At 70.9% G+C, this 13,840-nt stretch carries 14 protein-coding genes; 2 read left to right on the forward strand and 12 right to left on the reverse strand.

What is annotated here, in order from left to right:
- Position 1 precedes the first annotated feature (1 nt).
- Positions 2-3,052: an FG-GAP-like repeat-containing protein gene (locus ACFYZZ_RS24475; protein ID WP_389179611.1), complete on the reverse strand. Its 3,051-nt coding sequence runs from the start codon at positions 3,050-3,052 to the stop codon at positions 2-4.
- Between the two features lie 599 nt (positions 3,053-3,651).
- On the opposite strand from ACFYZZ_RS24475, the gene snpA reads away from it, so the two are divergent.
- Positions 3,652-4,422, forward strand: a complete 771-nt coding sequence (snpA, locus tag ACFYZZ_RS24480; RefSeq protein WP_389179613.1) for a snapalysin — start codon at positions 3,652-3,654, stop codon at positions 4,420-4,422.
- 78 nt (positions 4,423-4,500) lie between these two features.
- Here snpA and ACFYZZ_RS24485 read toward each other — a convergent pair whose 3' ends face one another.
- The 10 genes from ACFYZZ_RS24485 to ACFYZZ_RS24530 all read right to left on the reverse strand — a co-directional run bounded on the left by ACFYZZ_RS24485 (position 4,501) and on the right by ACFYZZ_RS24530 (position 10,288).
- Entirely contained in the window at positions 4,501-4,788 is a 288-nt protein-coding gene (locus tag ACFYZZ_RS24485; RefSeq protein WP_389179615.1) for an SCO5918 family protein, read from the reverse strand.
- A 34-nt stretch (positions 4,789-4,822) separates the two neighbouring features.
- Positions 4,823-5,230: a CBS domain-containing protein gene (locus tag ACFYZZ_RS24490; RefSeq protein WP_389179617.1), complete on the reverse strand. Its 408-nt coding sequence runs from the start codon at positions 5,228-5,230 to the stop codon at positions 4,823-4,825.
- Between the two features lie 80 nt (positions 5,231-5,310).
- Complete coding sequence (locus ACFYZZ_RS24495; protein ID WP_389179618.1) at positions 5,311-6,834, reverse strand: DEAD/DEAH box helicase; 1,524 nt, start codon at positions 6,832-6,834, stop codon at positions 5,311-5,313.
- 218 nt (positions 6,835-7,052) lie between these two features.
- Complete coding sequence (locus ACFYZZ_RS24500; protein WP_020943091.1) at positions 7,053-7,259, reverse strand: cold-shock protein; 207 nt, start codon at positions 7,257-7,259, stop codon at positions 7,053-7,055.
- Positions 7,260-7,490: 231 nt separating this feature from the next.
- Positions 7,491-7,829: a MerR family transcriptional regulator gene (locus tag ACFYZZ_RS24505; protein WP_389179620.1), complete on the reverse strand. Its 339-nt coding sequence runs from the start codon at positions 7,827-7,829 to the stop codon at positions 7,491-7,493.
- 172 nt (positions 7,830-8,001) lie between these two features.
- Positions 8,002-8,421, reverse strand: a complete 420-nt coding sequence (locus ACFYZZ_RS24510) for a DUF5994 family protein (RefSeq protein WP_389179623.1) — start codon at positions 8,419-8,421, stop codon at positions 8,002-8,004.
- Positions 8,422-8,530: 109 nt separating this feature from the next.
- Positions 8,531-8,932 (reverse strand): STAS domain-containing protein, encoded by a 402-nt coding sequence (locus ACFYZZ_RS24515; protein WP_389179626.1) that lies wholly within the window; start codon positions 8,930-8,932, stop codon positions 8,531-8,533.
- Between the two features lie 59 nt (positions 8,933-8,991).
- Positions 8,992-9,486 (reverse strand): DUF5994 family protein, encoded by a 495-nt coding sequence (locus ACFYZZ_RS24520; RefSeq protein WP_389179629.1) that lies wholly within the window; start codon positions 9,484-9,486, stop codon positions 8,992-8,994.
- 133 nt (positions 9,487-9,619) lie between these two features.
- Positions 9,620-9,952 carry a hypothetical protein gene (locus ACFYZZ_RS24525; RefSeq protein WP_389179631.1) on the reverse strand — a complete coding sequence of 111 codons (333 nt, stop codon included), beginning with the start codon at positions 9,950-9,952 and terminating at the stop codon, positions 9,620-9,622.
- Positions 9,953-10,027: 75 nt separating this feature from the next.
- The gene (locus ACFYZZ_RS24530; protein WP_389179633.1) at positions 10,028-10,288 is read right to left on the reverse strand and encodes a hypothetical protein; all 261 of its coding nucleotides are present in this window, start codon (positions 10,286-10,288) and stop codon (positions 10,028-10,030) included.
- 533 nt (positions 10,289-10,821) lie between these two features.
- Here ACFYZZ_RS24530 and ACFYZZ_RS24535 point away from each other — a divergent pair.
- Positions 10,822-11,385: a hypothetical protein gene (locus ACFYZZ_RS24535; protein WP_389179636.1), complete on the forward strand. Its 564-nt coding sequence runs from the start codon at positions 10,822-10,824 to the stop codon at positions 11,383-11,385.
- A gap of 33 nt (positions 11,386-11,418) precedes the next feature.
- Here ACFYZZ_RS24535 and ACFYZZ_RS24540 read toward each other — a convergent pair whose 3' ends face one another.
- Positions 11,419-13,185: a SpoIIE family protein phosphatase gene (locus ACFYZZ_RS24540; RefSeq protein WP_389179638.1), complete on the reverse strand. Its 1,767-nt coding sequence runs from the start codon at positions 13,183-13,185 to the stop codon at positions 11,419-11,421.
- Positions 13,186-13,840: the final 655 nt, after the last annotated feature.

The raw sequence follows: 13,840 nt of genomic DNA on the forward strand, positions 1-13,840 counted from the left end.
GTCAGTACAGGGCCTTGTAGCCCTGCCACTCGGCGGCGATCCCGGTGCGAGGACCGAAGGAGCCCTTGCCGTCGCCGTTGTTGCGCCACAACTTGCCGGAGGTGTCGCGGGAGACGATGTCCGCCCTCCCGTCCCCGGTGATGTCACCGGCGCCCACCACGACGTTGTAGGAGGCACCCCAGTTGTCGGCCACCTTGACCCGCGCCCTGAAGCCGCCGGTCGCCGTGCCCACGTACCGCCACAGCCTGTTCGACGTGTCCTGCGCCAGCAGGTCTCCGTACCCGTCACCGTTGAGGTCGCCGACGCCGACGATCTTCTTGTAACCGGACCACTTGGAGAAGATCTTCACCCGTGCCGAGGGCTTTCCGCTGCTTGTGGCCTTGTACAGGTAGATGTCACCGGTGGACGCCTGGCGGGCGATCAGGTCCGCCCGGCCGTCACCGGTGATGTCGCCCGGTGAGGTCAGCACGTTGTACTGGTTCCAGCCCGACGTTCCCAGCGTGGTGTACGGCGTCGTTGTCGTCAGGGCTTTGCCGCACCCCGGGCGGTACGCCCGCAGCGCACCGCTGCTGAACCGTACGAGCACGTCATTGCAGCGGTCACCGTTCAGGTCTCCGAACGGCACCACCGTGATCGAGGCCGGCCATCCCGAAGCCGACGTCTTCGTCGAGAACTTCCCGGCGCCGTCGCCCCGATGGAAGGAGAGCGCACCCTTGGAGGTGAGCGTGAGCAGGTCACCGACGCCGTCGGATCCGACATGGTCGCGTCTCACCGCGGCACCACCGGTCAGCTTCAGCGTGCCGGACGACGTCGCCGACGCACCATGCCCGTCGCCCGGGGCCACCGTCAGCGTCCAGCCGTACGTGCCGTTCGGCACATACGCGCCCGTCGACGTCCTGCCGTTCCAGGACGCATGGACCGCGTCGTGCGCGGCGCCACCGGACAGTGTGCGCACGGTGGCCCCGGTCGCCTTGTTCCTGAGCACCAGCGTCCACGAGGCGGCCGGCTTCGACAGCCACCACGTGCCGTCCCACGAGGACGACGGGTCCACCAGGCCGACCGAGGGTTCCGTCCTCGCTCCCAGGACCGCGATGTCCGTGGCGGGGACGCCACTGCGCAGGACGTGGATGTCCTGGGAGGCCGGGTCCACGTAGCCGACCAGGCCGGTGTACGGATCGACGTCCCACTTTCCGGCCTTGGCCGCCAGGGTCCGGCTCACCGCGGAGCCGCTCGTGACGTCCGTGAGGGTCAGCGCTCCGGATGTGTAGTCACGCGTGACCAGGAAGCCGTCGCCCAGGTGCGTCTCCCGGCCGGCGGGCACGGCGATGAGCGTCTTCCTGCGGGTGTCGTACACGAAGGTCTTCTGCACGCTGCCCTGGGGAGAATCGCACGAGCCGGACCAGTAGACCCAGCGTCCCACCGCACGGACGCTGCCCAGACCGCAGCCACTGCCGCCGGCGACCACCCGGAACGACGTGATCGTGTTGCCCGAACGCACCTCCGTGGCCGTGACAGTGCCGTCCGCGGCCGCCGCCCACAGCGTTTCCCCCCACAGGGCGGAAGGGACCGCACCGGCCGCGCCCGTACGGGTGAGCACGACCTTCCGTGTGTCCAGATCCGCCACCACCAGGCCGTCTCCCGCGAGCCTGGGCCCGCGCCAGGCCGCGTACCGGCCCGCGACGTCCACGAGGCCGCCGTCCTCCTCGAGACCGGAGGTCAGCACGGTGGCGGGAAGGAGCTGACCCCGGTCCAGGACGGAGACCTCCCCAGCCGTGTTCCGGATGACCGCCCGGCCGTCACCCGTACCCATCAGGTCGGGACAGTCCCCGAAGTCCCCGGCCATGACCCCGCACCGCTGGGTCGCTCCCCGGTCCGTGCGCGTGCCCGCCGTCAGAGTCCCCGCCGTGGTCAGCGAGCGGCTGTACAGGTGCGTCGCCCCGTCGCCGGACTCGTAGGTCATCAGCTCACCGCCGCTCAGATCGAGCGACTCGATCCCCATGGGCACGGCCGGAAGGCCCACGATCCGGCGGACCTCGGGCAGACCGTCGGCCCCCGCCTGGACCTTGGCGATGCCGTAGTCCAGAGCGGACTCCCCGCCGGCGAGGACCAGGCCTCCGTCGGGGGCGATGACGGCAGCGGGATCCGCCCGCTTGAACAGGGGCAGTTCCGCGGAGCCGTCGAAGGGCAGCGCTGACACACTCCAGACGGAGGAGCCGCTGCGCCGCGCGACGACGAGCGCGTCACCGACGACGCCGAGGATCCTGTTGTCGGAGGTGTGGGGGAACGCGACCTCGTGAGTGGGCGCGTCGTAGGCACCCTGGGCGTACACCCGCACCCGGGACGTGCCGTACCAGCTGACCAGGTAGTCGGACCCCACCACGGTGTCCTGGTTCGCCACCAGTGGAGGCAGGCTCGTGGCGGCACCGGTCTCCGCATCCACCCAGGCGTACTGGGTGACCCGGTCCGGGCCGTAGTAGTTGACGAGGATGCCGGAGGCGGAGCCCCTGGGGTAGACGGGGAAGACCGTCCCGTCCGGGAGTCCGGTCACGGGCTTCTGCACCGTGCTGCCGTTCTCGTTGTGCAGCAGGAACAGCCGAGTTCGTTCTCCACCTGTGGACGTGCTGGTCAGGACAGTACGTCCGTACGTCTGCAGATAGCTCTGGCCCGCCGGGATGACCACGGTCTCCGTCGTACCCGTTCCCATGTCCCGGAGCAGGACCTGCCCACCGCTGCTCTGGGACGGGCGAAGGGCGACGACGTCCGAACCGGTGCCGTACGCACCCGCAGTGCGCGGCTCGAGTCCCTCGCCGCCTTCCACCGGCTTTCGGCTGCCGTCGTAGCCGGTCCACCAGAGGCCGGAACCCTCGGCGGCGGAGCGGTATTCGAGGAAGCCGGAAGCCCCCGCGCTCTGCAGATACGCCTTGCGCGGAACCGTGCGCATGGTGGCCGGAACGATGGTCTCCGTTGCGGTGTCCGCGTGCGCGGGCGCCGCCGGCGGCACGGCGGACGCAGAGAGCGCCAACCCGATGAGCGTGACAAGGGAGCCACGCATGAAGGTACGACGAGTCACTTGCTTCCCCTCCCCCGACGGAGGGCCCCATCCCCCCGAACAAGCGGGCGGATACTAGCACTTGCCCAAGACGGATGACCTTGCCGAGCCGGTCGGCCCGTGTGCGGACGGCGCGGGCGCCCGCGCGTGCAAGCCGCGGAAGATCCCCACGCACGGCGCACTCGTTCTGGACGTGACCGCTATGACGTCGGTCACAGCGTTCCGCCAACCAACCGGCGCACTTAGTAGATGCGACGGGCAGACATGTGGGGATTTGTCCTTCTTGGCCCGGATGTGGATCCCGACGCGCGTCCTGGAATCCCGCCCGGCCGGCCCGCACGCCCGCTGTCACGTGATGCAAGGCTTCTGACGCCGCGACAGCTTTCCCTCCCGCCGCACTATGCGGACCGGAGACCCGCGCACTGCCCTGGCGAGGTCCTGGAAGCTACGAGGCGACCTAGTGGCGGGACCCTTTGCGCTCCCTGCCGAGCCGTTCTAAGAATGACGCCCCACAGGACGTCGCCGCAGTTCGGAACCGGTGTTCACGCAGAGTCGACCGTGCACCGGGCGCTCGGCGTCACCGAGTGAGTAGGAGCCCCCACATGAAGTCGTCCCGAACGTCCCCGAGACTCCTCGCTCTCGCTCTCGCTCTCGGCCTGGGTCTGGCCTCCGGCGCGCTGGGCGCGGCGGTGCCGGCGAGCGCCCAGACGGCCGCCACCCCGTCTGCTTCCGCCGGTACCTCCGTGGCGCGGTACGACGGGTCGGTCGAGGAGGCCGCGAACAACAAGGCGTTCTTCGGGGCCGTGCTCAAGTCCGTCGCCCAGAAGCGCGCCGCCCAGCCCAACGCTCAGGCGGTGACCGTCTACTACAACGCCTCCAGGGCACCGAGCTTCCGTTCGCAGATATCGAGCGCGGCCTCGATCTGGAACAGCTCCGAGTCCAACGTCAAGCTCCAAGAGGCGTCGAGCGGTGCCGACTTCTCCTACATTGAGGGCAACGACCCGCGCGGGTCCTACACCTCCACCGACGGCCACGGAAGTGGCTACGTCTTCATCGACTACACCCAGAGCCGGCAGTACGACTCGGTCCGCGTCGTCACCCACGAGACCGGGCACGTGCTGGGCCTGCCGGACGACTACGGCGGGCCGTGCAGTGAGCTGATGTCGGGTGGCACCGCCGGCCCGTCCTGCACCAACCGCTACCCGAACGCCACCGAGCGCTCGCGTGTCGACCAGCTGTGGGCCACCGGACCCGCGCAGGCCCCGGGCACGGTGAACCCGCCCTCTGACCAGCTGAGCACTGCACCGCCGGTACCGACCGTGGCGCCGGGCCACGGTCCGTGGCGTCCGCTCCACAGCACGCCCTGGAGTTGATTGCGTTCCTCTCAGCTTGGGAAGCGACGGCGCTTGGCGCGGCGCACCACGTCTCACCTGCCGTCGCGCTGGAAGACGTCACCAATCGAGCGCACGCTCGTCGGCTTGCGCGTCCCAGTCCGGCGTGACCGGGCGCGCGTCGTGGCAGGCGAAGCCGAGGCGGGTCAGTGCCCGGTGCATCTCGACCGAGGTGAAGTCGCGGCGGTTCTGCCTGGTGATCACTTCCCCGACCTGCATCACGGGGTAGACGCGGCGGTCGATGGTCACACACACGCCCGTGGCGGGTTCGGGCGTGATGCCACTCATCGACTGCTCGACCTCGAACTTGGTCAGGTCGAAAGGGAATCGGGCGATGACACAGCGCATGGATGCCTCCACAGGGCGGTCAGGGGGTGATGGCTCAGGACGTGAGGGCGAGGATGCCCAAGGCGTAGCCGTGTTCGTCGACGACGGGGGACACGTCCAGGGTCCGGTCCCGCATGGCGGCCTCCGCCTCGCCGAGTGCGGCGACGGACGAGGTGAACGGTCCGCGGTCGAGCGGGATGTCCAGCAGCCGGGTCCGGTCGCTGTACCACGAGCCGCCGCGGTGCGCGGCGAGCTGGGCCCGGGTGACCAGTCCCGCGCACCGCCCGTCCTCGTCCCGGAGGAGCAGGTGCGGGACGCGGGCACCGATGAGCACGGACAGGGCCACGTCGACCGTCATGTGGTCGTCGACCTGGGGCCCGGGAGCATGCATGGCGTCGCGGGCGGTCAGACCGATGCCGTCGGCGCTGCCGGCCTGCTGTGTTCGGGACGGATACTGCGTCAAGGGCTTCTCCTCTTCGTCGGGGCGGGCGGGACGGGCGACGGATCTGCCTGACTGCTGGGAGTGCATCCCCCGTACGGGGGCTACGGGGTGTTCCTCGGGGCGGAGCGACGGGCGTGGGCGGCGGCCCGGTCGCTCCCGCCGTGGCCGGCGGCCCGGCCCCTGCGATTCCGGCCGGCGGATCCCTTGCCCTCGCGTCTGCCCTCGCTTCGTCCGTCGACCGGGGCGGTGAGGGTGACGGGCATGCCGGAGGGGGTCCGGGCGCCGGTGATGCGCTGCAGTTCGGCCTCGCCGGGACGGACCCGGGCGGTGCCCGGAGTGATGCCGGCTTCGACCATCAGACGGTCCACGGCGCGCCGCTGGTGCGGCAGGACGAGGGTGACGACGGTGCCGGACTCGCCGGCGCGTGCCGTACGGCCGCCGCGGTGCAGGTAGTCCTTGTGGTCGCCGGGAGGGTCGACGTTCACGACGAGGTCGAGGCCCGCGACGTGGATGCCGCGGGCGGCGACGTTGGTGGCCACCAGGGCCGTGACGTGGCCGTCCTTGAACTGGGCGAGTGTCCGGTTGCGCTGCTGCTGGGACTTGCCGCCGTGCAGGGCCGAGGCGCGCACCCCGACGGACAGCAGGTGCATGGCGAGCCGGTCCACCGCGTGCTTGGTGTCCAGGAACATGATCACGCGTCCGTCGCGGGCGGCGATCTCGGTCGCGGCGGCGTCCTTGTCGGCGTCGCGCACGTGCAGCAGATGGTGCTCCATGGTGGTGACGGCTCCCGCGGACGGGTCGACCGAGTGCACGACGGGGTCGTGGAGGTAGCGGCGCACCAGGAGGTCGATGTTGCGGTCCAGGGTGGCCGAGAACAGCAACCGCTGGCCGCGGGCGGGGACTTGGCCGAGCAGCGCGGTCACCTGCGGCATGAAGCCCATGTCGGCCATCTGGTCGGCCTCGTCCAGGACGGTGACGGCGACCTGGTCCAGCCGGCAGGTTCCTCGCTCGATGAGGTCCTTGAGACGGCCGGGCGTGGCGACGACGACCTCGGCGCCGCCGCGCAGCGCACTCGCCTGCCGGCCGATCGACATGCCGCCCACCACGGTGGCGAGCCGCAGGCGCAGGGCGCGGGCGTACGGGGTGAGCGCGTCGGTGACCTGCTGGGCGAGTTCCCGGGTGGGGACGAGGACGAGGGCGAGCGGCTGTTTGGGCTGGGCCCGCTGCCCGTCGAGGCGGGCCAGTACCGGCAGGCCGAAGGCGAGCGTCTTGCCCGAGCCTGTCCGACCCCGGCCCAGGACGTCCCGGCCCGCCAGCGCGTTCGGCAGGGTGGCCGCCTGGATCGGGAAGGGAACGGTCACGCCCTCGGCGCGGAGCGCGGCCAGCAGCCGTGCGGGCATGTCCAGTTCGGCGAACGTCTCGACCGGGGGCAGCGGCTCGGTGAGGGTGACCGGCAGGGCGAACTCCTGTCGGCGTGCGGTGGGGCGTGCTCGTTGACCGCTCTTGGGCCGGGGGCCCGGACCGGAATTTCGACGGTGCGGTTCCTGCGCCCGGAAGCGGCTGGAACTACTGGAGCCGCTGGAACGAGCGGAACGAGCGGAACGAGTGGAACGGGTGCGGTCCACGATGGGGCCTTCCTCGATGCGGCACGTATCGAGGAATTCCTTGAGGGGGAATCACAGGACTGAGCCGAGTGAAATCCGAAGACCTTGGGTTGACGTTCCTTACGTTCCTCACGGCCTTGCGGGAGCAGAAAAAAAATGGGCTGGGGCCCGCACCCCGAGAGCGCGGGCCCCAGCCACATGATGCGCGAACCAGTGGCTCGCGACGGTTCGCGTCAGCGTCAGGCGGGAACGATGTTCTCGGCCTGCGGGCCCTTCTGGCCCTGCGTGACGTCGAAGCTAACCTTCTGGCCTTCCTGAAGCTCGCGGAAGCCACCGTTGCTGATGATGTTCGAGTAGTGGGCGAACACGTCAGCGCCGCCACCCTCCTGCTCGATGAAGCCGAAGCCCTTTTCCGCGTTGAACCACTTCACGGTGCCAGATGCCATATTGAATCTCCCTTGAGGGGCAGTGCCGGACTCCGCACTTTACGGAGCCGAGTCGCCGCGATGATCACCCCTCCGGAAAGATCCCGGAAAGCTCTGCAAAGAAAAAATCTCTGGCAACCAAAACCGCAACAGCTATCACGTTAACACAGGGCGAGTGGCAGCGGCTATGTGTTTTCGGACTCGTCCGGTAATTGTCATCCCGCTGGAGTGTGCATTTCTATATCGGCGAGACTAGGTATCCGCACCGGGCTCGTTCAGCTTCCGGCGCATTTCCCGGTTCAGCCGGAGGGCGTCGTCGAGCTGGTCCTCCAGGGTGATGATGCGGCACGCGGCCTCGACGGGGGTGCCCTGGTCGACCAGTTCCCGGGCGCGGGCGGCGATGCGCAACTGGCGGCGGGAGTACCGGCGGTGGCCGCCTTCCGAACGCAGCGGGGTGATCAGCCCGGCTTCGCCGACGGCCCGGAGGAAGGCGGGGGTGGTGCCGAGAACATCGGCGGCCCGCCCCATGGTGAAGGCGGGATAGTCGTCGTCATCGAGGTTGCCGGCGACAGGGGTGTTCTCAGCGGGCATGGCACCTTCGTTTCGGGGGCGCGGCGAGGCCCGGGCGTGCGTGGCACCCGTGCTGCGAAGGATTCGGCGCCATTCCGCTTCGGCGCCATCTGCCTCGTGCGACAACCCTAACTCCGGCGGGCACGGACATGTGGTCTCGCCGTGGCAGATATCCCCTCTCCGGCTGGCGTGCTCAGCTCGCGAAGTCGCCCTGCTCCGGTGTCAGCCCGGCTGCGGACATGAGCGAGACGGCGGCCCGTTCGGTGGCCTCCGGCGGGACGACCAGCAGGTCCCTGCGCCCATGGCCGGGTGCCATCAGGACGACGGTGCTCGGCGCGTGCGCCGTGGTGGCCCTGCGCAACCGGACGACCTGGTCGCGGACGAGCATGCGGCCCGGCGCCCCGGTCCCCACCGCGCCGTTGACCAGGACGCTGACGATCTGGCCCCAGGCATGGGGCAGACCGGAGAGCAGCTGCGGGAGTTCTGCCGGGAGATCGACGGTGCGCGGCCACCAGGCCCCGTCGATACGGCGTGGCACGGTGCTCTCGGGTGCGAGGTACAGGCGCAGGAGAGGCGGGGCGGGCGGCGGGGGCCGTAGGCGGTCGCTCGTCATGAGGTGTCCTGTCGAGTGGTTCGGCGCGGTACGTCGTTCCCGGCCGGACGGCGTGCTTCGGCCGCCGGGAGAGCGCAAGCGGAGGACGCCGTGGCTCGGATCGCCGCGGTCAGCTGTGCCGTCCTGGTGCCTCCGGCGCGCCGGAGCCGGCCGTTCGTCCCTCCCAGGCGTCCTGTGCGCTCGCGTAGGCGGGGAAGTGGCCGAGGAGGCCGGCGTGACGGAAGGCCAGGTCGGTCGTGTGGTTGTCGTAGACGATGCGCATCCAGCCGCCCCGGGCGCGGCAGTCGGACCACGCCTCGCACAGTGGCGTCAGGATGCCGCAGTCGGTGAAGGTCACCTCGCTCAGGTCCACGATGAGGAGGAGCCGTCCGGGCCGGTCCGCGCGGGCCTCGGCCAGGGCGCGGACCAGTGGCGCCACGGTCTGCGCGTCCAGTTCGCCGTGTGCGCGGACGATACGGCACTCCTCGAAGGGCGTGGGCGCTTCGTCCTGGGTGGTCAACGGCTCGCGCAAAGACGGTAGTTGAGGTCGGTCGGCCGTCCCTGCCGCGGGCTCCCAAGGAGCCGCGTGCCTCATTCCGTCTCCCCGGTCGTGTCCACCGGTCGACCCGTTTCGGCGAGCGCCAGCATCCGCGCGGCGGTCAGCAGGTTTTCGGGGTCGGCAGCGGCGGCCAGCAGCCGGGCGGCTGTTCCGGCGGGCTCCTCGGGCGGGACGACCAGGAGCACCCAGCGTCCCACGGTGCCGCAGTCCAGGGTGATGACGTGCGACTCGCTTCCGGGTTCGGTCGGCTCCACGGCGATCGCCCCGCCGGGCGCCATGACCGTGTGCGGGGCGTCGCGCCATTCGGCGGGGTCCACGGTGACCCGTACCGCGGCGCCCGGGTCCGGCTCCAACGAGCCGACGAGCGAAGGCAGTTCGAGTTCCAGCGCGTCGCAGCGCGGCCACCAGGCCCCGTCCAGCGGGCCATGGCTCACGTCCGGGGTGAGGGTCAGGCGAGGCAGGGGCATGCGGTACGTCTGCGCGTCGGCCGCGGGTACGCCTTCAGCCGGCGTTCTGCTGCGTTCCATCGTGCGGTCCCGTCCCGGGAGCCGTGGGACGACTGCCCGTTTCGTCACTCGCCGGGAACGGCACCGCCGGTCGCGCTGCGCGAAAAGCTCTCGGTACGGTCAGGCTACTCCCGGCCGAGGAGAAGCGGGCGGGTCAGTCGTCCGACGGTGTCTTCTCCGTCCTGTCCCGATCGTCCTGTTCCTCCTCCTCTTCCTCTTCTTCTTCCTCCTCCTCTTGTTCCTCCATCAGGCGGATACCCTCGTGCGTCAGCGAGACGGCGGCAGGGGTCCGGTGCGAGGTCCAGTCCACGCTGATCAGGCCCTCGTCAGCCAGATAGGCGCAGGCGGCGGAGAGGTCCTCGTCGGGAATGCCCAGCTCGGCGCGGAGCGCCGATCCGCTGACCTCGGGGCGATTGAGTTCGACGGCCCCGTACAGGGATCGCAGGACCGCCGCCCGGTTGTTCTTGCGTTCGCGGAGTTTCGTCATGGCTGTCGTTCTCCGAGGTGACGGCCGCGCGGGGACGGACGCGACGGCGGATCCTCGTGGCTTCACGGACCCGGGTCACACCTCATCTGCGTGTGTCCGGTCCTGATCTGTCGATTCGCTGGTCGCCAGCCAGGACCGTGCGGGTTCCGCGGCGTGCGCGGTGTCGAGGGTGAGATGGAGCCGGGTCCCTCCTCCGTGGCCGGCGGGGTAGCTGCGCTGCTCGGTCGAGGCGAAGCAGTGGCGGAGCACTGCGGCGACGCGCCGGGCGACCTCTGGTGTCGCGGCGACGATGCGGACCTCGGCGTGACCCTCGGAGGGCAAGGGCTCTTGCTCCATACGAACCTCCTGGCAGGCGACGGTTACGAACCACGAATCCGGTCGCTGCCCGACACGCCGGGCGACGGTGCGGGGGGTGCGACGCGTTTCCACGGCGGCCCTCCTCTGAAGGGTATGCCGGGTGAGGCCGGCCGTGCGTGCCATGGCCGTCCGGCCGCTTGCCGGTCGCCCGGGCCCGGTGGCCGCGCGAGCCGGCTCGGCCCGGAAGGCAGCGACAGCTCCCGGAAGATCGGTGCCGTTGTCGGCGCCGACCGCCGCAGTCGTCGTCGGCCGCCGGGCCGCCGAGGCGGGCCCGGCCGGGAGTACGGTGGAGACACCGAGGGCACGCCGCGCACCGCCTCCGACACCGGTGCCGTTCTCGGGGATCGGCGACGCCGGGTCGGCCTTCGTCCGTGCCCGGGGCAGGGTTGGCCATGACCGCGCACGTGTTCCTCCCGACGACCTTGGCCCTTCCCGCGCTCCGGCCCGCACGGGGCAGGCCGCGGACCCGCGTGCCGGGCCCGCCGAAGGCGGAGCGCAGGTCCTCGCCCCAGGTGGCAGAACGTGTCCGCCCGCTGACGCGTGGTCAGGTCGAGGACCGCCTGCAGGAGTTGGGCGACCTGTACGCGGAGGTTTCCGGTGGCGACCCATGGGCGTGGAACCAGGCGCGGGCCGCCTTTCTGCGCCACCTCGCGGCCGACGCACGACGCCCGGGGTTCTCGCTGCTGATCGCGGAGACCACCGCCCTGACCGGATGCGCCTACGGCTTTCCCGCGGACGGCGCCGGTCCGTGGTGGGAGGAGGGCTTCGACGGACATCTTCCGGGGAAGCTGCTCCGCCGCGCCGCCTCCGGGCGGCTCTTCGTCGTCTCCGGAATCGTCGTCCCGCCTCGCGTACGCCGGGAGTACCGGGACCATGTCTGGAACCTCGCCCGGCGCCTGCAGCGGCGACTGCTCGCCGACCACGGCGCCGCGCTCGGCGTCACCCTGGTGGACGCCTGGGACGACGGGACCATTGAGACACTGCGGTCCTGGGGCTGGCAGTACGCCGGAGACGACGCCCTTACGGCCTTGCCGCCCGGCCCGTTCCGCGTTCTGGTGCTGGCTCCGGGGACATGAGTACCCCTGTCGTCGATCGTGCCTCGGACCCGGTCAGGGCATGGGCAGGCGCAGGGCGAGGAGGGCGATGTCGTCGGTGCTGCCGGGGGGCATCCGGGAAGACAGCTGGTCGCACAGCGTGTCCAGCGGTTCGTGGGCGAGGGTGAGGACATGGCGGCGCAGTCGGCCGAGCCCGGTGTCCAGGTCGCTGCCGGGAACCTCGATCAGGCCGTCGGTGTAGAGCAGGAGCGTGGATCCCGGCGGCAGCGCGTGGGCGGCGCTCGGCCGATGACCGCCGGCGGCCAGGTCGGCTCCGAGGAGCAGTCCCTGCCCGGCTTCGAGGTACTGCGCGTTCCCGTCGGGCGTCAGCAGCAGGGGTGGCGGGTGCCCGGCACTGGTCCAGCGCAGCGTCCAGGGGCCGGTGTCCGGGCCTTCCACCCGGGCGAGGACGAGGGTGGCCGTCGGCACGGTCGTGATGGCGTGCATGGCGTCGTCGAGACGGTCCACGACGGCACCGGTCGGCTCGGTGTGGTCCCAGACGAGCGAGCGGAGGATGCCGTGCAACTGCGCCATGCCGGCCGCGGCGGTCAGATCGTGGCCCTCGACGTCGCCGATGACCAGGGCGAGCGTGCCATCCCTCAGTGTGAACGCGTCGTACCAGTCGCCACCGACCTGCGAGCCGGCCGGAGCGGGCTGGTACCGGGCGGCCAGCTGGATCCGGCCGGGCTGGGGCAGCGGGGGGAGGAGGTTGCGCTGCATGGCCTCGGCGATGGCGCGCTGGCGGCCGAACCGGCGGGCGTTGTCGATGACGAGGCCGACCCGGCGGCCGATGTCGCTCACCACGTCCACATCGCCGGTGCCGAAGGGGCGTGCCGGGTCGGTGCGCACCAGTGTCAGGGCACCGGTGACCTGCCGTCTGGCGCCCAGTGGCACCGTGATGACGGATGCCGCGCCGGTTGCTTCGAGGAAGGCACTGTGGACGGCGGCCAGGGGGGAGTCGGGCGGTGCGTCCATGTCCGCCCGGTCCTGCAGGACGGGACCGCCTCCGTTCAGCACCTGGACCAGGGGCGAGTGGGCCGTCTCCCCGGCCGACGGAAGACGACCACGCCAGTCCTCCTGTCCGGCGTCACGGCCCTCGGGGCCGGTCACCGCCACCCGGTGTACCTGATGGGAGCCGACCCGTAGATCCACCACCGCCCAGTCGGCCAGGCGGGGAACCAGAAGCCGGCTCAGCCGAGCGAGGGCCTCGTCCACCTCCAGGGTCTGGCCGAGCACGTCGGTGATCTCCGCGACGAGTGTCAACCGCTCGGTGAGACTCTCCAGAGCGCTCGTATGGGCGGCTCGTTCCACCCGTTCCGCCTGTTCCGCCCGCTCTGCCTGCTCCGCCCGTTCCGCGCGTTCCCTACGGGCACGGCGGTCCTCCGCGGTCTCGACGACCAGCACGACCATGCCCTGGGAGACGCCGTCGTCCGTCAGAGGCGTGGCCGACCAGGAGATCGGGATCAGCCGTCCGTCACCCCGCAGGCACCTGTCGTCGTCCCCGCGCGCCGAACGCCCCTCGACCAGTGCCCGCAGCAGCGGGCAGCGCTCTCGGGGGATCCGGGTGCCTCCCGGGTCCCGGTGGCACAGGTCATGCAGATCCTGCCCGTACATCGCCGCTGCCGCCCGCCCCAGCAGCCGCTCGGCGGCCGGGTTGACCGTGACGATCAGCCCCGCCGGGTCCATCACGACCACGGCCGTACCCAGCTGCTCGACCACGTGCTGCCACAGACCCGGCTCCGCTGCCGACAGCCGCCACTCCCGCTCTCCGTCGGGCCTCACGCCGTCCACCACGCCGCCGCCTTTCCCTGCACAGACCACACCGCCGCCGGGGCCTCCGGCCCAAGGGCCACGGAGACATCGGTGCCCCGATGGTCCCTTTGCGAGTACCCGGCCGCGCGGGCGACACGACGGCGCCTGCGCGACACCGCTGTACTGGCTCTGACCAGTCGCTCCAGAGTGAGGAAAATCGCTGGTCATACGCACATTTTCGGGCTCGGAAGCGGAGTAGGCTGAAGGCACCGGGAGTCTTTCGCGCACCGGCTCCTACGCGGGTGTCGTTCCCGGTGATCAACAACGCCGGGCTGTCGCAGACGAGCCCGGGGGCAGGTCCGCGCCATGAACGTGACCATCAACCGTACGACACCGAGTGAGCGCGCACCTTCGCCGCCGGCCCGCTTCTCGCTGACACGGGCGCGCCCGGTTCCGGGCAGGTTGGAAGGCGCCGGCGGCCGGGAAGAGGCAGACAGCGTCGATGCCCGAAGCCGGGAAGAAGCGTGGGAGACCGATGGCGGGGCATCTCGGGCGTCGGCCCTGCCGCGGCACACGGCTTGCCAGGGCGGCCGTCCGCCCTCCGGCCAAGGGATGTGAGAGAGCCGTGACGCTCATCGCCGCGGCTGTGTTGCTTGTCGTGATCGCCATCGGAGTCGTTCTGATC

Source organism: Streptomyces sp. NPDC001816, assembly GCF_042892235.1.
In the GTDB taxonomy this organism is placed as follows: Bacteria; Actinomycetota; Actinomycetes; order Streptomycetales; family Streptomycetaceae; genus Streptomyces.